This is a genomic window from Streptomyces sp. NPDC020958 (assembly GCF_055562175.1).
The window spans coordinates 179,529-199,018 of the sequence record NZ_JBVHFU010000015.1 but is presented as its reverse complement, the minus strand read 5'-3'; the positions used below and the strand labels follow the sequence as shown (position 1 = coordinate 199,018).

Below are 19,490 nucleotides of genomic sequence, written 5' to 3'. Positions count from 1 at the left end.
CTGACACAGACAGCTACTACATGACTACCCTTCGTGAACATGAAAATTGCTTTCGTCGGAAAGGGCGGCAGCGGCAAGACCACGCTCTCCTCCCTCTTCATCAGGTACCTCGCGGCGGCCGGTGCGCCGGTGGTCGCCGTCGACGCCGACATCAACCAGCACCTCGGCCCCGCGCTCGGCCTCGACGAGTCGGAGGCGGCGGCACTGCCCGCGATGGGCGAGCGGCTGTCCCTGATCAAGGACTACCTGCGCGGCAACAACCCGCGCATCGCCTCCGCCGCGACGATGATCAAGACCACCCCGCCCGGCGCGGGCTCGCGGCTGGTCCGGGTGCGGGAGCCCAACCCGGTGTACGACGCGTGCGCGCGGCCGGTGGAACTCGACGGCGGCGCCGTCCGTTTGATGGTCACCGGGCCCTTCACGGACGCCGACCTGGGCGTCTCCTGCTACCACTCCAAGACCGGAGCGGTGGAGCTGTTCCTGAACCACCTCGTCGACGGGCCCGACGAGTACGTCGTGGTCGACATGACGGCGGGTTCGGACTCCTTCGCCTCCGGCATGTTCACCCGCTTCGACATCACGTTCCTCGTCGCCGAACCGACCCGGAAGGGGGTCTCCGTCTACCGCCAGTACAAGGAGTACGCCCGGGACTTCGGCGTCGTGCTGAAGGTCGTCGGCAACAAGGTGCAGGGGCAGGACGACATCGACTTCCTCCGCTCGGAGGTCGGGGACGACCTGCTGGTCACGGTCGGGCACTCCGACTGGGTACGCGCCATGGAGAAGGGCCGTCCACCGCGGTTCGAGCTCCTGGAGGACGCCAACCGCGACGCCCTGCGCAGCCTCAAGGCCGCCGCCGACGCGACGCACGCGTTGCGGGACTGGGAGCGCTACACCCGGCAGATGGTCCACTTCCACCTGAAGAACGCCCTGTCGTGGGGCAACGAGCGCACCGGGGCCGACCTGGCCGCGCAGATCGACCCCGGCTTCGTGCTCGGTGAGGAAGTGGCGGCTACTGCCTGACCGCCGGCGCCCCGGGCACCCCCTTCGGCGCCGGGGCGGGGTGAGCGGACAGGAAGGACGCCCAGCCCTGCCGCGGCGCCTCGCCCACGTTCAGGCTCCGCAGCCGTGCCAGGACCTGCGGGTCCTGGGCGTCCAGCCAGTCGGCCAGCTGATGGAAGGAGACACAGCGCACGTCGGGCTTGTTGCAGACGTTCCGGACCACGTCGTCGAGGGCACGCATGTACGTGCCGCCGTTCCAGGACTCGAAGTGGTTCCCGATCACGAGCGGCGCGCGGTTGCCGTTGTAGGCACGGTTGAAGCCCTGGATCAGCCCGTCGCGCATCTGGTCGCCCCAGTAGTCGAACTTGTCGGGGTCCCCCTGGGTCTGGGTGCCGGACTGGTTGACCATGAAGTTGTAGTCCATGGTCAACTGCTCGTAGGAGTGGCCGGGGAAGGGCACGAGCTGCATGGACAGGTCCCACAGCCCTTCCCTCTTCTTGGGCCAGACCTGGTCGTTGACGCCGCTGGTGTCGTAGCGGAAGCCCAGCTGGCTCGCCGCCTTCACGAAGTTCTTCTGCCCCTCCAGGCAGGGGGTGCGGGCGCCGATGAGCTCCTTGTCGTAGTCGAAGGGCAGCGGCGCGGCGTCCTTCATGCCGGTGTTGGTCTTCCAGCTCTTCACGAACTGCTTGGCCTGGGCGATCTCGCTCTTCCACTCGGCCACCGACCACTGGCCGACCCCACCGTCCGGGCCGCAGAAGTGCCCGTTGAAGTGGGTGCCGATCTCGTTCCCCTCCAGCCAGGCCAGCCGTAGTTGCTTGACGGTGTCGGAGATGCCCTGTTCGTCGTTGAAGCCGATCTCCGAGCTGCCGGGCGAGTGCTGCGGGGGGTGATAGAGGTCCTTCTTCTCCTCCGGCAGCATGTAGACGCCGCTGAGGAAGAACGTCATGTTCGCGTGGTTCTCCTTGGCGACCTTGCGGAAGTGCGAGAACAGCTTCTGGCTGTCCTCGCCGGCGCCGTCCCAGGAGAACACCACGAACTGCGGGGGCTTCTCACCGGGCTTGAGCTTCTCCGGCCGGGGCAGATGCGGCTGTGCCCCGGTGTACGCGGTGGAGCCGTCGCCGATCAGACGGACCACGCTCTCCGGCGCCGGCGCTCCCTTCCGCGGCCCGGACGTCCCTTTCTCGGAGTTGGTGCCGGTCGCACAAGCGGCCAGCGACGCGGCACAGGCCGCGGCGGCCACGGCGCCGACGGCGATCCTCTGGGTGGCGGCCAATTCCGCCCACCTTCTTCCTTCTCTCGGCGAACGCCCATGACGGCGTTTTATGGCGGTGTGCCGGGTATGTGCCGACAGCGCGGCCAAGGTCGCATAGGACCGAGAGAGGGATTAATACGACAAGCCGATGAACTGCTCACTTCACCCAAGGGGGCGAACCGGTGCCCCATTTGCACAGAAAATCCAGGCCCGACTTTTACTCTGCATTACGATTCATTTACCGATCGTTGATCCATCCCGCCGCTGCACCCCGTGCCCCACAACCGCGACCGATCCCCCGCCCCCGGCGAGGTGGCCCACCCGATCCGCGACCGCGCCGCCCGAAGGGGACGGGAACCATGTCATCAGCCTGCGAACGCACCCACCCCGAGCCCTCCGGGCCGACCCGTCCGCGTCCGTCGCGGTCTTCCTGATCGCGCTGCCGCTGCCCCTCGGCATCACCCTGGCCACCGGCGCCCCGCTCCAGGCGGGGCTGGTCGCGGCGGCCGTCGGCGGCCTGCTCGCCGGGCGGTTCGGCGGTTGCCCGCCCCAGGTCGGCGGCCCCGGCGCCGGACTCACCGTCGTCACGGCCGACCTGATCCACCGCCACGGCTGGCGGGCGACCTGCGACATCACCACGCTCGCCGGCCTGGCCCAACTGGGCCTCGGCTGCCCGCGCGTGGCGCGCACCGCGGCCGCCGTGGACAAGCTGGTCGCCGGCCGCCCCGGCGCCCAGTCCCGGGTCTGCCGGGCCGGCCTGGAGGCCCGGTTGGCGGGGCGGCCGCCTCTGGACGCGGTGGAGCGGCTCTGTCTGGCCAACGCGGTGCAGCAGCTGGAACACCTGCGGGCCCACGGGTCGGTGGCGCGGGCGCCGGGGCGCCGGCGAACCGCGGCTGTACGGGATGTACTTCCATGCGGGTGAGGCGCAGGCTTGTCTGCTGGGACGTGCCGAAGGCGAGGGAGGGTCGGAGGTGTTCGAGGGAGTACCGGACGCCAAGGAGCTGCCCCGTCCGGCCTGAGGCACCGTCAGCGCGGGCCCGCCGCTGCCCACGCACCCGATAGGTCTAAACCAATTGTCGGACGGCCCTTGTCACCGGACCCCCGGGTCTGATGAGCTGTGTGGCTTGGGACACAACGGACACAGGGACACCCTTCGAAAGGGAGATGTCGTGAGCAACGAGAGCCTGGCCAACCTCTTGAGGGAGGAGCGACGCTTCGCGCCGCCCGCCGACCTGGCAGAGAACGCCAATGTCGGGGCCGAGGCGTACGAAGAGGCCAAGGCTGACAGGCTCGGCTTCTGGGCCGCGCAGGCCCGCAGGCTGACCTGGGCCAAGGAGCCGACCGAGACGCTGGACTGGTCCAACCCGCCGTTCGCGAAGTGGTTCAAGGACGGCGAGCTCAACGTCGCGTACAACTGTGTGGACCGGCACGTGGAGGCCGGCCACGGCGACCGGGTCGCCATCCACTTCGAGGGTGAGCCCGGCGACAGCCGCGCGATCACCTACGCCGAGCTCAAGGACGAGGTCTCCAGGGCCGCGAACGCGCTGCTGGAGCTGGGAGTCCAGGCCGGCGACCGGGTCGCGATCTACATGCCGATGATCCCCGAGACGGCCGTCGCGATGCTCGCCTGCGCCCGGATCGGCGCCGCGCACTCCGTCGTCTTCGGCGGCTTCTCCGCCGACGCGCTCGCCACCCGCATCCAGGACGCGGACGCCCGGGTCGTCATCACGTCCGACGGCGGTTACCGGCGCGGCAAGCCGTCCGCACTCAAGCCCGCCGTGGACGAGGCGGTCGGCAAGGCGGGCAACGTCGAGCACGTCCTGGTCGTCCGCCGTACCGGGCAGGAAGTGGCCTGGGACGGCAGCCGGGACGTGTGGTGGCACGAGCTCGTCGACCGGCAGCCGGCCGAGCACACCCCGCAGGCCTTCGACGCCGAGCACCCGCTGTTCATCCTCTACACGTCCGGCACCACGGGGAAGCCGAAGGGCATCCTGCACACCTCGGGCGGCTACCTCACCCAGACGTCGTACACGCACTGGGCGGTCTTCGACCTCAAGCCGGAGACCGACGTCTACTGGTGCACGGCCGACGTCGGCTGGGTCACGGGCCACTCCTACATCGTCTACGGCCCGCTGGCCAACGGCGCGACCCAGGTGATGTACGAGGGCACCCCGGACACCCCGCACCAGGGCCGGTTCTGGGAGATCGTGCAGAAGTACGGGGTGACGATCCTGTACACGGCGCCCACCGCGATCCGCACGTTCATGAAGTGGGGCGACGACATCCCCGCGAAGTTCGACCTGAGCAGCCTGCGGGTGCTCGGCTCGGTGGGCGAGCCGATCAACCCCGAGGCCTGGATCTGGTACCGCAAGCACATCGGCGCCGACCGGACGCCGATCGTGGACACCTGGTGGCAGACCGAGACCGGCGCGATGATGATCTCCCCGCTGCCGGGTGTCACCGCGACCAAGCCCGGATCCGCGCAGACCCCGCTGCCCGGCATCTCGGCCACCGTCGTCGACGACGAGGCGAACGAGGTCCCGGACGGCGGTGGCGGCTACCTGGTCCTCACCGAGCCGTGGCCCTCGATGCTCCGCACCATCTGGGGCGACGACCAGCGCTTCCTGGACACCTACTGGTCCCGGTTCGAGGGCAGGTACTTCGCGGGCGACGGCGCGAAGAAGGACGACGACGGCGACATCTGGCTGCTCGGCCGCGTCGACGACGTCATGCTCGTCTCCGGTCACAACATCTCCACCACCGAGGTCGAGTCGGCCCTCGTCTCCCACCCGTCGGTCGCCGAGGCGGCCGTGGTCGGCGCGGCCGACGAGACCACCGGGCAGGCCATCGTCGCCTTCGTGATCCTGCGCGGCACCGCCGACGCCGAGGACGAGAACCTCATCGCCGACCTGCGCAACCACGTCGGCGCCACCCTCGGCCCGATCGCCAAGCCCAAGCGGGTCCTGCCGGTCGCCGAGCTGCCCAAGACCCGCTCCGGCAAGATCATGCGCCGACTCCTGCGCGACGTCGCCGAGAACCGCCAGCTCGGCGACGTGACCACCCTGACGGACTCCACGGTCATGGACCTCATCCAGGCCAAGCTCCCCGCCGCACCCAGCGAGGACTGACCCGGACAAGGTCTCCAGGGGCGCCCGGAGCGCGACGCGCCGGGCGCCCCTTTTGCACCTACCGTGGATCTCACCCGGCAACCACCGCCGCACCTTAGGTAAACTAAGCAAAGAGCGTGACCTCAGGTGTGCCGGGAAGTCTGGTCGGCAGCTGCCCCGTCCTGCCCACCGACCGGAGGTCCCCGTGTCCGCGCCCCGCACCACCCCCGTCCGCAGGTTCCTCGACCGGCTCTCGCTGCCCGAGCGGACCTTCGTGACGGACGCGCTGCGGACCGAGACCGTCGGCGGGGTGGTGCTCCTGCTCGCCGCCACGGCCGCGCTGCTCTGGTCGAACATCCCCGGCCTGCACCACAGCTACGAGACGGTCAGCCACTTCCACCTCGGCCCCACCGCCCTCGGCCTGCACCTGTCCGTCGCCCACTGGGCCGCCGACGGCCTGCTCGCGATCTTCTTCTTCGTCGCCGGCATCGAACTCAAGCGAGAGCTGGTCGCCGGTGACCTGCGGGACCCCAGGGCGGCCGTGCTGCCGGTGGTCGCCGCCCTGTGCGGAATGGCCGTACCGGCGCTCGTCTACACCGTCACCAACCTGGTCGGCGGCGGCTCCACGCACGGCTGGGCGGTGCCGACGGCCACCGACATCGCGTTCGCGCTGGCCGTACTGGCGGTCATCGGGACCTCCCTGCCGAGCGCGCTGCGCGCCTTCCTGCTCACCCTCGCCGTCGTCGACGACCTGTTCGCCATCCTGATCATCGCGGTCTTCTTCACCGAGCGGATCGACTTCGCCGCGCTCGGCGGCGCGGTGCTCGGTCTCGCCGTCTTCTGGCTGCTGCTGCGCAAGGGCGTGCGCGGCTGGTACGTGTACGTCCCGCTCGCGGTGGTGATCTGGGCGCTGATGTATCACAGCGGCGTGCACGCGACCATCGCCGGTGTCGCCATGGGCCTGATGCTGCGCTGCACCACCCGCGAGGGCGAGCAGTGCTCCCCCGGCGAGCGCATCGAGCACCTGGTGCGGCCGTGGTCGGCGGGGCTCGCGGTACCGCTCTTCGCGCTCTTCAGCGCCGGCGTCACGGTGTCCAAGGGGGAGCTCGCGGACGTGTTCGGCAGGCCCGAGACGCTGGGCGTCGTCCTCGGGCTGGTCGTCGGCAAGACGGTCGGGATCTTCGGCGGAACCTGGCTGACCGCCCGCTTCACCCGGGCCTCGCTGGGCGGCGACCTCGCGTGGGGGGACGTCTTCGCGGTCGCCTCGCTCGCCGGGATCGGCTTCACGGTGTCGCTGCTCATCGGCGGACTCGCCTTCGAGGGCGACGCCGTGCTGACGGACGAGGTCAAGGCCGCCGTACTCACCGGATCGCTGATCGCCGCCCTGTGCGCCACCGTGTTGCTGAAGATACGCAACGCCCGTTACCGCAGCCTGGTCGAGGCCGAGGAGCGGGACGAGGACAGCGACGGCATCCCGGACGTCTACGAGGAGGACGACCCGGCGTACCACCTGCGGATGGCGGAGATCTACGACCGCAAGGCGGCCGAACACCGCCGGATCGCCGCCGAGAAGGCAGCCGAGAAGGCAGCCGAGGAGGCCTCCCGCTAGCCACCGTACGGTGCCCGGTGCGCCACCCCGAAGGTATGACGCGCTTGCCGAAGTGCCGGGCGGGGCAGGCGCGCAGGGCGACCGTCCGGCATGATCTGACGAGACGGTACAAAAGACGATGACACGTACGCAGAGGGAGACCGCGATGAGCGCACCCGACGGCAGCCCGGTCGGTGCCGAACGCAGCATCGGCCAGTTGTTCGCCTCGGCCACGGCCGAGATGTCGGCGCTGGTGCACGACGAGATCGCGCTGGCCAAGGCACAGCTGAAGCAGGACGTGAAGAAGGGCGCCACGAGCGGCGGCGCGTTCTCCGCGGCCGGTGTGCTGCTGCTGTTCTCCCTGCCGATGCTCAACTTCGCGCTGGCGTACGGCATCCGGACCTGGAGCCACTGGAATCTCGCGGTCTGCTTCCTGCTCTCCTTCGCGGCGAACGTGCTGGTGGCCGTCGTCCTCGCGCTGATCGGTGTGGTGTTCGCGAAGAAGGCCAAGAGGAGCCAGGGCCCGCAGAAGGTGGCCGCGTCGATGAAGGAGACGGCCGGCGTCCTGCAGAACGCCAAGCCGCATCCGCGTCCGGAACTTCCCCGGGACGACGTGCCGGCCATCGAGGCTGTGGGACGCTCGTCGTCATGACGGATCCCGCTCCCTCGGCCGTGCGGCTGGAGGGCCCCTGGACGCACCGGGACGTCGCCGCGAACGGCGCCCGCTTCCACATCGCCGAGCTCGGCGACGGCCCGCTGGTCATGCTGGTGCACGGGTTCCCCCAGTTCTGGTGGGCCTGGCGGCACCAGATGACCGCTCTCGCCGACGCGGGTTTCCGGGCCGTCGCCATGGACCTCAGGGGCGTCGGCGGCAGCGACCGCACCCCCCGCGGCTACGACCCGGCCAACCTCGCCCTCGACATCACCGGCGTGATCCGCTCCCTGGGTGAGCCGGATGCCGCGCTGGTCGGTCACGACCTGGGCGGCTACCTGGCGTGGACGGCGGCGGCGATGCGCCCCAAGCTGGTACGACGGCTCGCGGTCGTGTCCATGCCGCACCCGCGGCGCTGGCGTTCGGCGATGCTGCGGGACCGCCGGCAGTCGGCCGCCGCCTCCTACATCTGGGGTTTCCAGCGTCCCTGGATCCCCGAGCGGCAGCTCACCGCCGACGACGGTGCGCTGGTCGGCCGGCTGATCCGGGACTGGTCCGGGCCGCGGCTGCCCGAGGACAAGACGGTGGAGACGTATCAGCGGGCGATGTGCATCCCGTCCACCGCGCACTGCTCGATCGAGCCCTACCGCTGGCTGGTGCGGTCGCTGGCCCGCCCCGACGGCATCCAGTTCAATCGCCGGATGAAGCGCCCGGTGCGGGTGCCGACGCTGCATCTGCACGGTTCCCTGGACCCGGTGACCCGCACGCGCAGTGCGGCCGGCTCCGGCGAGTACGTCGAAGCGCCGTACCGCTGGCGGCTGTTCGACGGCCTGGGGCACTTCCCGCACGAGGAGGACCCGGCGGCCTTCTCGACCGAGTTGATCAACTGGCTGAAAGACCCCGAACCCGATCGGTGACCGCGCCGATGCGCCCGGTATCCGGACCTGCACACCTGTTCTACGAACGGCCACATGCCCGGCGCATAGGCCGATTGGGGCGCGCCCGCGAGGTTATCGACCTTGGGGCGGGGGCAGACGTCGGGGTATGGGCTGGACGCACGACTACAGTGACGCACCCCGAAACCGCCGTACGGCAGGCGGTCCGAACCCCTACCGGGGAGCTGTCCCGCAGCTGCCGGGGACGGACCTCAGGGTAGGGATTCCGCATATTCTGCGCCGCCGGGCGCGCTGGGTCTCGGTACGTCTGCGCCACACCCGCGGCTGACCCCTCCCGGGCCCCCAGGGGTTCTGCCCCCCCAGGGGTTCTAGAGGGCGCAGCTGTCGGTGCCCACCTGCTGGTTCGCGGTACGGCCCCGGGCGATGTCCGGCCGGATCTCGTCGGCCGTCAGCGCGTACCCGGTCTCGGCGTCGTCCAGGGACTTCGCGAAGACGACCCCGTACACCCGCCCCTCGGGCGTGAGCAGCGGGCCGCCGGAGTTGCCCTGGCGGACGGTCGCGTACAGCGAGTAGACGTCGCGGCGTACGGTGCCGCGGTGGTAGATGTCCGGGCCGTTGGCGGTGATGCGGCCGCGTACCCGGGCGGCGCGGACGTCGTACGACCCGTTCTCCGGGAACCCGGCGACGATCGCGCTGTCGCTGGTACGCGCGTCCTTGGCGGAGAACTTCAGCGCCTTCGCGGGCAGGTCCGGCACGTCCAGCACCGCGATGTCGCGCTGCCAGTCGTACAGGACGACCCTGGCGTCGTACCTGCGGCCCTCGCCGCCGATCTGGACGGTGGGCTCGTCGACGCCGCCGACCACGTGCGCGTTGGTCATCACGCGGCGGTCGGCGAAGACGAAGCCGGTGCCCTCCAGGATCTTGCCGCAGCTCTGCGCGGTGCCCGTCACCTTCACGATGGACCGCTGGGCGCTGGTGGCCACCGCGCTGTTCGCGAGGGCGGGGTCGGGCGGCGGGACGTCGGTGATCGGCTCGTTGGCGAAGGGGCTGAAGACCTGCGGGAAGCCGTTCTGCGCGAGGACCTTGGAGAAGTCCGCGAACCAGGTGTCGGCCTGGTTGGGCAGCGCCCTGGACACTCCGAGGAGCACCTTGGAGCTGCGGACCTCCTTGCCGAGCGTCGGCAGGGTGGTGCCCGCGAGGGCGGAACCGATCAACCAGGCGACCAGCAGCATCGCCACCACGTTGACGAGCGCGCCGCCGGTGGCGTCCAGGGCACGGGCCGGGGACCAGGTGATGTACCGGCGCAGCTTGTTGCCCAGGTGGGTGGTCAGGGCCTGGCCGACGGAGGCGCAGACGATGACGACGACCACCGCGACCACCGCGGCGGTGGTGCTCACCTCGGCGTTGTCGGTCACCGCGTCCCAGATGACCGGCAGGGCGTAGACGGCGACGAGTCCGCCCCCCAGGAAGCCGATCACCGACAGGATGCCGACGACGAATCCCTGGCGGTAGCCGACGATCGCGAACCACACGGCGGCGACCAGCAACAGGATGTCCAGCACATTCACGGGGATCACCCTGTCATGACCGCCAGTCGAGCGGGACCAGCTTCTCGCGGTCCCAGGAGCGCTCCCATCCGGCGTAGTGCAGCAAGCGGTCGATCACTCCGGCCGTGAACCCCCACACCAGGGTGGATTCGACCAGAAATGCCGGACCTCGGTGCCCGCGGGGATGTACGGCGGTGGCCCGGTTGGCCGGATTCGTGAGATCCGCCACGGGGACCGTGAAGACCCGCGCCGTCTCGTTCGGATCGACCACGCCCACCGGGCTCGGCTCGCGCCACCAGCCCAGCACGGGCGTGACCACGAAGTGGCTCACCGGGATGTAGAGCCGCGGCAGCACCCCGAACAGCTGGACGCCGGCCGGATCCAGCCCGGTCTCCTCCTCGGCCTCGCGGAGAGCGGCCCGCAGCGGCCCGTCGGCCTTCGGGTCGCCGTCCTCGGGGTCGAGGGCGCCGCCGGGGAACGAGGGCTGTCCGGCGTGCGAGCGCAGCGAACCGGCCCGCTCCATCAGCAGCAGCTCGGGACCGGCCGCGCCGTGTCCGAACAGGATCAGCACGGCCGACTGCCGTCCGGCGCCGTTCTCCGGGGGCAGGAAGCGGCTCAGCTGCAGCGGCTGGACCGTCTCGGCGGCCCGCACCACCGGCTCCAGCCAGTCCGGCAGGCCCTCCGTGCGCAGCGCCACGCCCGCACGCGACCCGTCGGCGCCTGCCCTGCTGCTGTGTGTCATGCCGTCCCCCGTCCTGCGTGGCTCCCCCGGCCTGCCCACCGCTTGCGGCCTGCCCGTTCCAACGCCCCGAGACTCCTCGATCGTTCCGTCCGCCGACCCGCAGAAAACCCCTGGGTCCTGTCCCTGAACCGCCCGGTCATGCCTCCGGTACGGCGCCCAGCGGCGGGGCCGGCCTGCCGCCCGCGTCCAGATATGCCTGCGGGGGCTTCAGACGCTGGCCGGGGAAGCCGCCCTTCTCGTACTTGAGCAGCTTCTTCGCCTTCTCCGGGTCGGTCTCCCCTTCTCCGTAGGCCGGACAGAGCGGGGCGATGGGGCAGGCGCCGCAGGCGGGCTTGCGGGCGTGGCAGATGCGGCGGCCGTGCCAGATCACGTGGTGCGAGAGGTCGGTCCAGTCGGTCTTGGGGAAGAGCGCGCCGACGGCCGCCTCGATCTTGTCGGGGTCGGTCTCCGCGGTCCACCGCCAGCGGCGGACCAGGCGCTGGAAGTGCGTGTCCACGGTGATGCCGGGGCGCCCGAACGCGTTGCCGAGCACGACGAAGGCGGTCTTGCGGCCGACGCCCGGGAGCTTGACCAGGTCTTCGAGCCGGCCCGGGACCTCACCGCCGAACTGCTCCACGAGCCCCTTGGAGAGCCCTATCACGGACTTCGTCTTGGCCCGGAAGAACCCGCACGGCCGCAGGATCTCCTCGACCTCCTCCGGATTGGCGGCGGCCAGGTCCTCGGGGGTGGGGTACTTGGCGAAGAGCGCCGGGGTGGTCTGGTTGACCCTGAGGTCGGTGGTCTGGGCGGAGAGCACCGTGGCTACCAGGAGCTGGAAGGGGTTCTCGAAGTCCAGCTCGGGGTGGGCGTAGGGATACACCTCGGCGAGCTCGCGGTTGATCCGGCGGGCCCGGCGGACCAGCGCCGTGCGCGACTCGGCCTTCTCCGGCACGGCCTTCTCCGGCTGGGCCTTCTTCGGCGCGGCCTTCTTCACGGCTTTTACTGCTTTCGTCGTTTTTTTCGATTCACCCGGGACAGCATCGGACCCTTGTTCGCCCACGGCGGAATCGCGACGTACAACCACCCGCCCAGCCCCCTTGGCCTGTGCTCTCACCGGCGATTTGGACACCCGGCCAGCCTAAAGCCCGGCACCGACATCCGCCCCGGACCCGGAAGATCAGCCCCCGATTGGACCCCTGCCGCTTACCTCGGCACACCTGTACGGCATCCTTGTGACAGATCACACTGTTTGGACCGTCCGGCAAAATGGGGAACACGGTCCCCTGGTACCAAGGGGGAGCAAGATCCCCTGAGCAGGTCGACAAGGAGAGAACTCGTGGACGACGTTCTGCGGCGCAACCCGCTCTTCGCGGCGCTCGATGACGAGCAGTCCGCGGAGCTGCGTGCCTCCATGAGTGAGGTGACCCTCGCGCGTGGCGACTCCCTGTTCCACGAGGGCGACCCGGGCGACCGGCTGTACGTGGTCACCGAGGGCAAGGTCAAGCTCCACCGCACCTCCCCCGACGGCCGCGAGAACATGCTCGCCGTCGTCGGCCCCGGCGAGCTGATCGGCGAGCTGTCGCTGTTCGACCCGGGCCCGCGGACGGCGACCGCCACCGCGCTGACCGAGGTCAAGCTGCTCGGCCTCGGCCACGGCGACCTCCAGCCCTGGCTGAACGCGCGCCCCGAGGTGGCCACCGCCCTGCTGCGCGCAGTCGCCCGCCGTCTGCGCAAGACCAACGACGCCATGTCCGACCTGGTTTTCTCCGACGTGCCCGGCCGGGTCGCGCGCGCCCTGCTCGACCTCTCCCGCCGCTTCGGCGTGCAGTCCGAGGAGGGCATCCACGTCGTCCACGACCTCACGCAGGAGGAGCTGGCCCAGCTGGTCGGCGCGTCCCGCGAGACGGTGAACAAGGCCCTGGCCGACTTCGCCCAGCGCGGCTGGCTGCGTCTGGAGGCGCGGGCCGTGATCCTGCTGGACGTCGAGCGGCTGGCCAAGCGCTCGCGCTGACACCCGCACACGACCCCTATGACTCAGGGTTCCGCCTCCCTGAGGCGGAACCCTGAGTCATGACCGGACCAGGCACAGTTTCCTCATGGCTGAACCGGCTGCCCCCGGCCGCGGACTCGACTCCCTGGGCTTCATCGATCGTGAGGGCTCGCACGCGCGCGTGCCGCACGTCTTCCGTCCCGTCGTCGCCGCGGCCCGTGACCGCTTGCTGACCGCCTTCGGGGCGCACCTGCACAGCGCGTACCTCTACGGCTCAATCCCGCGGGGCACCGCGCGCGTGGGCCGCAGCGACCTGGACCTGGTGGCCGTCCTGCACGCGGAGCCGACCGACGCCGACCGGGACGCGGCCCGCGCCCTGGGCGAGGCCCTGGACGAGGATTTCCCCGAGATCGACGGGGTCGGCACCCTGCTCTTCTCACGCGCGCGGGTGCTCAGCGAACTGGAGCGGTACGACATCGGCTGGTTCGTGGCCTGCCAGTGCACCCCGCTGCTCGGGGAGGACCTCGCCGAGTTCCTGCCCCGCTACCGCCCCGACTCCCTGCTCGCCCGCGAGACCAACGGCGACCTGGCCCGGTTCCTGCCGCGCTGGCGGGAGCGGATCGCGGCCGCCGACGGCACCGAACAGGCCCTGCGGCCCCTGGTGCGCTTCATGTCACGGCATCTGGTCCGCACCGGCTTCACCCTCGTCATGCCCCGCTGGAACGGCTGGACCAGCGATCTGCGCGAGATGGCCGAGGCGTTCGCCGGCTACTACCCGGACCGCGCCGAACAGCTGCGCCGGGCGGCGTGGTCCGGGTACGAGCCGGTCGGCGACCCGGCCGTCCTGCGGTCCTACGTCGACGACCTCGGCCCCTGGCTCGCCGACGAGTACGCGCGCGTGCACGGCGTGAAGACACCGCGGCCGCCCGGCTGGGACTGACCGCCGAACCGCCGGAGCCTGGATTCCCGGACGGCTGCGGCCGTCGACCCGGCCGCAGCCGTCGGCTAGATCAGTCCGTGCTCGCTCAGATAGTCCATCTGGGCCCGTACCGACAGTTCCGCCGCCGGCCACAGGGAGCGGTCCACGTCGGCGTAGACGTGGGCGACGACCGCGGCCGGCTGCCGGTGGCCGTTCTCGACGGCCGTCTCCACCTGGGCGAGCCGGTGGGCGCGGTGGGCCAGGTAGAACTCGACGGCTCCCTGGGCGTCCTCCAGGACCGGGCCGTGGCCCGGCAGGACCGTGTGCACGCCGTCGTCGACCGTCAGCGAGCGCAGCCGTCGCAGCGAGTCCAGGTAGTCGCCGAGGCGGCCGTCGGGGTGTGCCACGACCGTCGTACCGCGGCCGAGGATGGTGTCGCCGGTCAGGATGGCGCGGTCGGCCGGGAGGTGGAAGCTCAGGGAGTCGGCGGTGTGACCGGGGGTGGGTACGACCCGGAGCTCCAGTCCGCCGGTGGTGATCACGTCGCCCGCGGCGAGGCCCTCGTCGCCGAGGCGCAGCGCCGGGTCGAGGGCACGCACACGCGTGCCGGTCAGTTCCGCGAAGCGTCCGGCGCCCTCGGCGTGGTCCGGGTGGCCGTGGGTGAGCAGGGTGAGCGCGACGCGCTTGCCGGCCTTCTCCGCCGTGTCGACGACCGCGCGCAGGTGGACGTCGTCCAGGGGGCCGGGGTCGATCACCACGGCCAGGTCGGAGTCGGGCTCGGCGACGATCCAGGTGTTGGTGCCGTCCAGGGTCATCGCGGAGGCGTTGGGCGCCAGCACGTTGACGGACCGTGCGGTGGCCGGCCCCGAACGGACCGTGTCGCGGGGCTGGCCGGGCAGGGCCGCTGCGTTCGTCATGCGGGGCCTCCGGCGAGGGGTCCGGCGGTGGGTCCGGCGATGGAACCCGCGCCGGGTCCCCCCGTGGGGGCGGTCGCTATGTGCTTGGTGAACTCGTCGTGGCCCGGCCAGGTCAGGACGATCACACCGTCCTCCAGGCGGGCGCGGGCCAGTACCGGGGTCATGTCCCGCGCGGGCGCCGCCGCGAGCGCCTGCGCGGCGGTGGCGTACGGGGTGAGCCGGCGCAGCGTCGCGATGGTGGGCGGCATCATCAGCAGTTCACCCCGGTCGTATCCGGCGGCGGCCCGCGCGGGGCTGATCCAGACGGTGCGGTCGGCCTCCGTGGAGGCGTTGCGGGTGCGCTGGCCCGAGGGAAGGGCGGCGACGAAGAACCAGGTGTCGTAGCGGCGGGCCTCGAACTCCGGGGTGATCCAGCGGGCCCATGCGCCCAGCAGGTCGGACCGCAGGACCAGGCCCCGCCGGTCCAGGAATTCGGCGAAGGACAGCTCACGGGCGACCAGGGCGGCGCGGTCGGCCTCCCAGTCGTCCCCCGTGGTGTCCCCGACCACCTGGTCGCCGGTCGGGCCCGCGAGCAGGACGCCCGCCTCCTCGTAGGTCTCCCGTACGGCCGCGCAGACGATCGCCTGGGCGCTCGCCTCGTCGGTCCCGAGCCGCTCGGCCCACCACGCGCGCGTGGGCCCCGCCCAGCGGACCTGGCGGTCGTCGTCGCGCGGGTCGACACCGCCGCCCGGATACGCGTACGCGCCTCCGGCGAAAGCCATGGAGGCGCGTCTGCGCAGCATGTGGACGACAGGGCCGTCCGGGGTGTCCTTCAGGAGCAGCACGGTCGCCGCGCGCTTCGGCGGGACCGGCACGAGGGTGCCCTCCGTGTGGGCGCGGATGCGAGCCGGCCACTCCGGGGGATACCACTGTCCATCGGCCATTACCGGAGGCTATCCCGTGGTGCGCGAATGTTCGAGAGGTGGCCTGTGGCGTTCCCGTTACGGCTTACCGCGCGCCCACGGCTCACCGCCCACGGCTCACAGCTCACCACTCACCGCTCACGGCACGAGTTCGACCTGGACCTCGACCTCGACCGGCGCGTCCAGCGGCAGCACCGCGACGCCCACCGCGCTGCGCGCGTGCACGCCCTTGTCGCCGAGCACCTCGCCGAGCAGTTCGCTGGCGCCGTTGATCACGCCCGGCTGCCCGGTGAAGTCGGCGGCGGAGGCGACGAAGCCGACGACCTTCACGACGCGCGCGATCCGGTCCAGGTCACCGACGACGGACTTGACGGCGGCCAGGGCGTTCAGCGCGCAGGTGCGGGCCAGCTCCTTGGCCTCGTCCGCGGTGACCTCGGCGCCGACCTTGCCGGTGACCGGGAGCTTGCCGTCGACCATCGGCAGCTGGCCGGAGGTGTAGACGTAGGCACCCGACTGCACGGCCGGCTGGTAGGCGGCGAGCGGCGGGACGACCGCCGGCAACGAGAGACCGAGTTCGGCCAGCCTGGCCTCGACGGCGCTCATCACGGCTTCTCCCGCTTCAGGTAGGCCACCAGCTGCTCGGGGTTGTTGGGCCCGGGCACGACCTGGACGAGCTCCCAGCCGTCCTCGCCCCAGGTGTCCAGAATCTGCTTCGTGGCGTGGACAAGCAGCGGCACGGTTGCGTATTCCCATTTGGTCATGCGGCCGACTTTATCCGCTGGCGCGCACGGGGCAGACGTACGACCGTGAGCAGCGTTATCCACAGCCTCCCGCGTGAGTGTCCGGCCGACTGGTTAGGCTCGAAGACGTGAGCAGGCTCCAGGTCGTCAGCGGCAAGGGCGGGACCGGCAAGACGACGGTCGCCGCCGCACTCGCGCTGGCCCTCGCGACCGAGGGGAAGCGGACGCTTCTCGTGGAGGTCGAGGGCCGGCAGGGCATCGCCCAGCTCTTCGAGACGGAGGCGTTGCCTTATGAGGAGCGGAAGATCGCCGTCGCGCCGGGAGGCGGTGAGGTCTACGCGCTGGCCATCGATCCCGAACTGGCCCTTCTGGAATACCTCCAGATGTTCTACAAGCTCGGCGGGGCGGGTCGCGCCCTGAAGAAGCTGGGCGCGATCGACTTCGCCACCACCGTCGCGCCCGGTCTGCGGGACGTCCTGCTCACCGGCAAGGCGTGCGAGGCGGTGCGCCGCAAGGACAAGGCGGGACGGTTCGTCTACGACTACGTGGTGATGGACGCGCCCCCGACCGGCCGCATCACCCGCTTCCTGAACGTGAACGACGAGGTGGCCGGGCTCGCCAAGATCGGCCCGATACACAATCAGGCGCAGGCCGTGATGCGGGTGCTGAAGTCCAAGGAGACGGCTGTGCACCTGGTCACACTCCTTGAGGAGATGCCGGTCCAGGAGACCGCCGACGGCATCACCGAACTGCGCTCCGCGCGGCTGCCGGTGGGCCGGGTCATCGTGAACATGGTCCGGCCCGAGGTGTTGGACGGAACCGACCTGGAACTCGTGCGGAGCGTGCCGCGCACCGCCGTGGCGCAGGCACTGTCGGCCGCCGGACTCGGCGGGGCGCGGCGCGGTGGCAAGGCCGAGCAGCTGGTGGGCCCGCTGCTGGCGCAGGCCGCCGAGTACGCCGAGCGGTACGCGCTGGAGCACGAGCAGCGCGCGGTGCTGGCCGAGCTGGAGCTGCCCCGGCACGAGCTGCCACTGCTTGCCGAGGGGATGGACCTGGCGGGCCTGTACGAACTCGCCACCGAGCTGCGGGAACAGGGGATGTCATGACTCCGGATCCGGACCCGGCCCAGGAGCCGGCACGGGATGCGGCGCAGGAGCCGGCCCAGGACGGCACGCGCAGGCTGGCCCACGCGCCCGTGCTGGACGTCGACGCGCTGCTCGACGACCCGACGACCCGGATCGTGGTGTGCTGCGGCTCGGGCGGCGTCGGCAAGACGACCACCGCGGCGGCGCTGGGGCTGCGGGCGGCCGAGCGGGGTCGCAAGGTGGTCGTGCTGACCATCGACCCGGCCAAGCGGCTGGCGCAGTCCATGGGCATCGACTCGCTGGACAACGTGCCGCGGCGGGTGAAGGGCACCGAGGACCGCGGCCCCGTGGCGGACGGCCCCGTGACGGACGGCGACGGCGGTGCGGCCGACGGCGGTGCCGGGCGGCGCTCCGGTGGCGAACTGCACGCCATGATGCTCGACATGAAGCGCACCTTCGACGAGGTCGTGGAGGCGCACGCGGACGCCGAGCGGGCGGCCGCCATCCTGGCCAACCCCTTCTACCAGTCCCTGTCGGCGGGCTTCGCGGGCACGCAGGAGTACATGGCGATGGAGAAGCTGGGCCAGCTGCGGGCCCGGGACGAGTGGGACCTGATCGTCGTCGACACCCCGCCGTCCCGTTCGGCGCTGGACTTCCTCGACGCGCCGAAACGCCTCGGTTCCTTCCTGGACGGACGGCTGATCCGGTTGCTGACCGCACCGGCCAAGCTGGGCGGCCGCGCGGGCATGGCCTTCCTGAACGTCGGCATGTCGATGATGACCGGCACGCTCGGCAAGCTGCTGGGCGGCCAGTTGCTGAAGGACGTGCAGACGTTCGTCGCCGCGATGGACACGACGTTCGGCGGGTTCCGTACGCGCGCGGACGCGACGTACAAGCTGCTCCAGGCGCCCGGTACGGCGTTCCTGGTGGTGGCGGCGCCGGAGCGGGACGCGCTGCGCGAGGCCGCGTACTTCGTGGAGCGGCTGGCCGCGGAGGACATGCCGCTGGTCGGTCTGGTCCTCAACCGCGTGCACGGCAGCGGCGCCGACCGGCTGTCCGCCGAACGTGCGCTCGCCGCCGCGGAAAATCTTGAAGACCCCCGCATTGTGGATCAGGGGGGCGGGAAAGCTGGACTTCGTAACTCTCCCGACACGTACGGCAGTTCTGAACCACCCGCGCCCGCGCCGTCCGAGTCCCGGCCCGACGAATCCCCCTCGTCAGGGCCCGAGGACAGGGCTGTGGAGCTGACTGACGAATCCCCCTCGTCAGAAAGCCCGGACTCGGCATACCCGGACTCGGCATACCCGGACTCGCCAGAAAGCCCGGACCGCACCGTCGACCAGCTCACCGCAGGCCTGCTGAGGCTGCACGCCGAGCGCATGCAGCTGCTCTCCCGCGAGCAGCGCACGCGTGACCGCTTCACCGCGCGACACCCCGAGGTGGCCGTGGTGGAAGTGGCCGCGCTGCCCGGCGACGTGCACGACCTCGCGGGACTGCGGGACATCGGCGACCGGCTCGCGGCCGGCCGGGCGGAGCTGCCGGGGACCCGTCCGGTCTAGCTCACGGCCATGTAGTTCTCGTACACCTCGTCGCTGTCGAGGGGGACGATCCCGGTCCCCCGCTCGTACTCCGAACGTGCTGTCTCCAGGAGCCTGCGCCAGGAGGTCACGGTGGGTCGCCTGCGCAGCAGTGCGCGGCGCTCCCGCTCCGTCATGCCTCCCCACACGCCGAACTCGACGCGGTTGTCCAACGCGTCCGCCAGGCACTCGGTGCGTACCGGACATCCGGTGCACACCGCCTTGGCCCTGTTCTGCGCTGCTCCCTGAACGAACAGTTCATCCGGATCGGTAGTGCGGCAGGCGGCCTGCGCACTCCAGTCGGTTACCCAGCCCATACCGGCGCCGTCCTCTCCCGAATCGAGGCTCCCCCACGGCGGCAGCGGCATATTCACCGCCGCCAGTTGAGGACGTTACGGAAGGCGGGCACAGCGCAACACCCCCTTCGGGCCCAATCTTGAATGGCCCGAACGGACTATGGGTAAGCGGCAGATCACCCGCGGGAGTGAGCTGACGACATGCGTGATCATCCCGGCATAGCGGGACAGCCCTGGTGCGCCACAACGGACGCCGGGTGACACACGAGGCGGATTCGGACACGCCATCAACACATCACCCG

At 71.0% G+C, this 19,490-nt stretch carries 18 protein-coding genes and 2 pseudogenes; 11 read left to right on the top strand and 9 right to left on the bottom strand.

What is annotated here, in order from left to right; translation table 11 throughout:
• Positions 1-39 precede the first annotated feature (39 nt).
• Positions 40-1,020 carry an ATP-binding protein gene (locus ACZ3KP_RS33545; protein ID WP_207921749.1) on the top strand — a complete coding sequence of 327 codons (981 nt, stop codon included), beginning with the start codon at positions 40-42 and terminating at the stop codon, positions 1,018-1,020.
• On the opposite strand, the gene ACZ3KP_RS33540 is transcribed toward ACZ3KP_RS33545, so the two are convergent.
• A complete protein-coding gene (locus tag ACZ3KP_RS33540; protein ID WP_467504106.1) occupies positions 1,010-2,272 on the bottom strand; it encodes a polysaccharide deacetylase family protein in 1,263 nt (420 codons plus the stop codon). The genes ACZ3KP_RS33545 and ACZ3KP_RS33540 overlap by 11 nt on opposite strands.
• A gap of 343 nt (positions 2,273-2,615) precedes the next feature.
• Between ACZ3KP_RS33540 and ACZ3KP_RS33535 the strand changes: the two are divergent.
• The 6 genes and pseudogenes from ACZ3KP_RS33535 to ACZ3KP_RS33510 form a co-directional block, all read left to right on the top strand.
• Positions 2,616-2,955: pseudogene (locus ACZ3KP_RS33535) on the top strand (SulP family inorganic anion transporter); the annotation flags it as partial.
• Positions 2,956-3,420: 465 nt separating this feature from the next.
• On the top strand, positions 3,421-5,379 hold the full coding sequence (gene acs / locus ACZ3KP_RS33530; RefSeq protein WP_467504104.1) for an acetate--CoA ligase: 1,959 nt from the start codon (positions 3,421-3,423) through the stop codon (positions 5,377-5,379).
• Positions 5,380-5,563: 184 nt separating this feature from the next.
• A pseudogene (nhaA, locus tag ACZ3KP_RS33525) lies at positions 5,564-7,061 on the top strand (Na+/H+ antiporter NhaA).
• A gap of 51 nt (positions 7,062-7,112) precedes the next feature.
• On the top strand, positions 7,113-7,598 hold the full coding sequence (locus ACZ3KP_RS33520) for a phage holin family protein (protein WP_387151778.1): 486 nt from the start codon (positions 7,113-7,115) through the stop codon (positions 7,596-7,598).
• Positions 7,595-8,515, top strand: coding sequence for an alpha/beta fold hydrolase (locus ACZ3KP_RS33515; RefSeq protein WP_467504102.1), 921 nt, complete (start codon positions 7,595-7,597; stop codon positions 8,513-8,515). Before ACZ3KP_RS33520 ends, ACZ3KP_RS33515 begins: the two co-directional genes overlap by 4 nt.
• Positions 8,516-8,642: 127 nt before the next feature.
• A complete protein-coding gene (locus ACZ3KP_RS33510) occupies positions 8,643-8,822 on the top strand; it encodes a hypothetical protein (RefSeq protein ID WP_132889485.1) in 180 nt (59 codons plus the stop codon).
• Between the two features lie 40 nt (positions 8,823-8,862).
• Here the strand turns inward: ACZ3KP_RS33510 and ACZ3KP_RS33505 are convergent, their stop codons facing one another.
• From ACZ3KP_RS33505 to nth, 3 genes are all read right to left on the bottom strand, one after another.
• Complete coding sequence (locus ACZ3KP_RS33505) at positions 8,863-10,062, bottom strand: MarP family serine protease (RefSeq protein ID WP_467504100.1); 1,200 nt, start codon at positions 10,060-10,062, stop codon at positions 8,863-8,865.
• Between the two features lie 13 nt (positions 10,063-10,075).
• Complete coding sequence (locus ACZ3KP_RS33500; RefSeq protein WP_467504098.1) at positions 10,076-10,783, bottom strand: NUDIX hydrolase; 708 nt, start codon at positions 10,781-10,783, stop codon at positions 10,076-10,078.
• Between the two features lie 136 nt (positions 10,784-10,919).
• Positions 10,920-11,822, bottom strand: coding sequence for an endonuclease III (gene nth / locus ACZ3KP_RS33495; RefSeq protein ID WP_467504132.1), 903 nt, complete (start codon positions 11,820-11,822; stop codon positions 10,920-10,922).
• A 276-nt stretch (positions 11,823-12,098) separates the two neighbouring features.
• Between nth and ACZ3KP_RS33490 the strand changes: the two genes are divergently transcribed.
• Both ACZ3KP_RS33490 and ACZ3KP_RS33485 read left to right on the top strand, forming a co-directional pair.
• The gene (locus ACZ3KP_RS33490) at positions 12,099-12,773 is read left to right on the top strand and encodes a Crp/Fnr family transcriptional regulator (protein WP_018547939.1); all 675 of its coding nucleotides are present in this window, start codon (positions 12,099-12,101) and stop codon (positions 12,771-12,773) included.
• 85 nt (positions 12,774-12,858) lie between these two features.
• The gene (locus ACZ3KP_RS33485; protein ID WP_467504096.1) at positions 12,859-13,692 is read left to right on the top strand and encodes a nucleotidyltransferase; all 834 of its coding nucleotides are present in this window, start codon (positions 12,859-12,861) and stop codon (positions 13,690-13,692) included.
• Positions 13,693-13,757: 65 nt separating this feature from the next.
• Here ACZ3KP_RS33485 and ACZ3KP_RS33480 read toward each other — a convergent pair whose 3' ends face one another.
• The 4 genes from ACZ3KP_RS33480 to ACZ3KP_RS33465 form a co-directional block, all read right to left on the bottom strand.
• Positions 13,758-14,588: an MBL fold metallo-hydrolase gene (locus ACZ3KP_RS33480; protein WP_467504094.1), complete on the bottom strand. Its 831-nt coding sequence runs from the start codon at positions 14,586-14,588 to the stop codon at positions 13,758-13,760.
• Positions 14,585-15,511 carry an NUDIX hydrolase gene (locus tag ACZ3KP_RS33475; protein WP_467504092.1) on the bottom strand — a complete coding sequence of 309 codons (927 nt, stop codon included), beginning with the start codon at positions 15,509-15,511 and terminating at the stop codon, positions 14,585-14,587. Before ACZ3KP_RS33475 ends, ACZ3KP_RS33480 begins: the two co-directional genes overlap by 4 nt.
• A gap of 117 nt (positions 15,512-15,628) precedes the next feature.
• Positions 15,629-16,093 (bottom strand): RidA family protein, encoded by a 465-nt coding sequence (locus ACZ3KP_RS33470; protein WP_358978824.1) that lies wholly within the window; start codon positions 16,091-16,093, stop codon positions 15,629-15,631.
• Complete coding sequence (locus tag ACZ3KP_RS33465; RefSeq protein WP_019992579.1) at positions 16,093-16,251, bottom strand: DUF4177 domain-containing protein; 159 nt, start codon at positions 16,249-16,251, stop codon at positions 16,093-16,095. Before ACZ3KP_RS33465 ends, ACZ3KP_RS33470 begins: the two co-directional genes overlap by 1 nt.
• 107 nt (positions 16,252-16,358) lie before the next feature.
• Here ACZ3KP_RS33465 and bagA point away from each other — a divergent pair, with 107 nt between their 5' ends.
• Together bagA and ACZ3KP_RS33455 are read left to right on the top strand one after the other, a co-directional pair.
• Entirely contained in the window at positions 16,359-17,336 is a 978-nt protein-coding gene (gene bagA, locus ACZ3KP_RS33460) for an ATPase BagA (protein ID WP_358978826.1), read from the top strand.
• Entirely contained in the window at positions 17,333-18,874 is a 1,542-nt protein-coding gene (locus ACZ3KP_RS33455; protein ID WP_467504089.1) for an ArsA family ATPase, read from the top strand. Before bagA ends, ACZ3KP_RS33455 begins: the two co-directional genes overlap by 4 nt.
• Here ACZ3KP_RS33455 and wblA read toward each other — a convergent pair.
• The gene (wblA, locus tag ACZ3KP_RS33450) at positions 18,871-19,209 is read right to left on the bottom strand and encodes a transcriptional regulator WblA (RefSeq protein WP_207921750.1); all 339 of its coding nucleotides are present in this window, start codon (positions 19,207-19,209) and stop codon (positions 18,871-18,873) included. The two genes, ACZ3KP_RS33455 and wblA, sit on opposite strands and share 4 nt — an antisense overlap.
• Between the last annotated feature and the right edge of the window lie 281 nt (positions 19,210-19,490).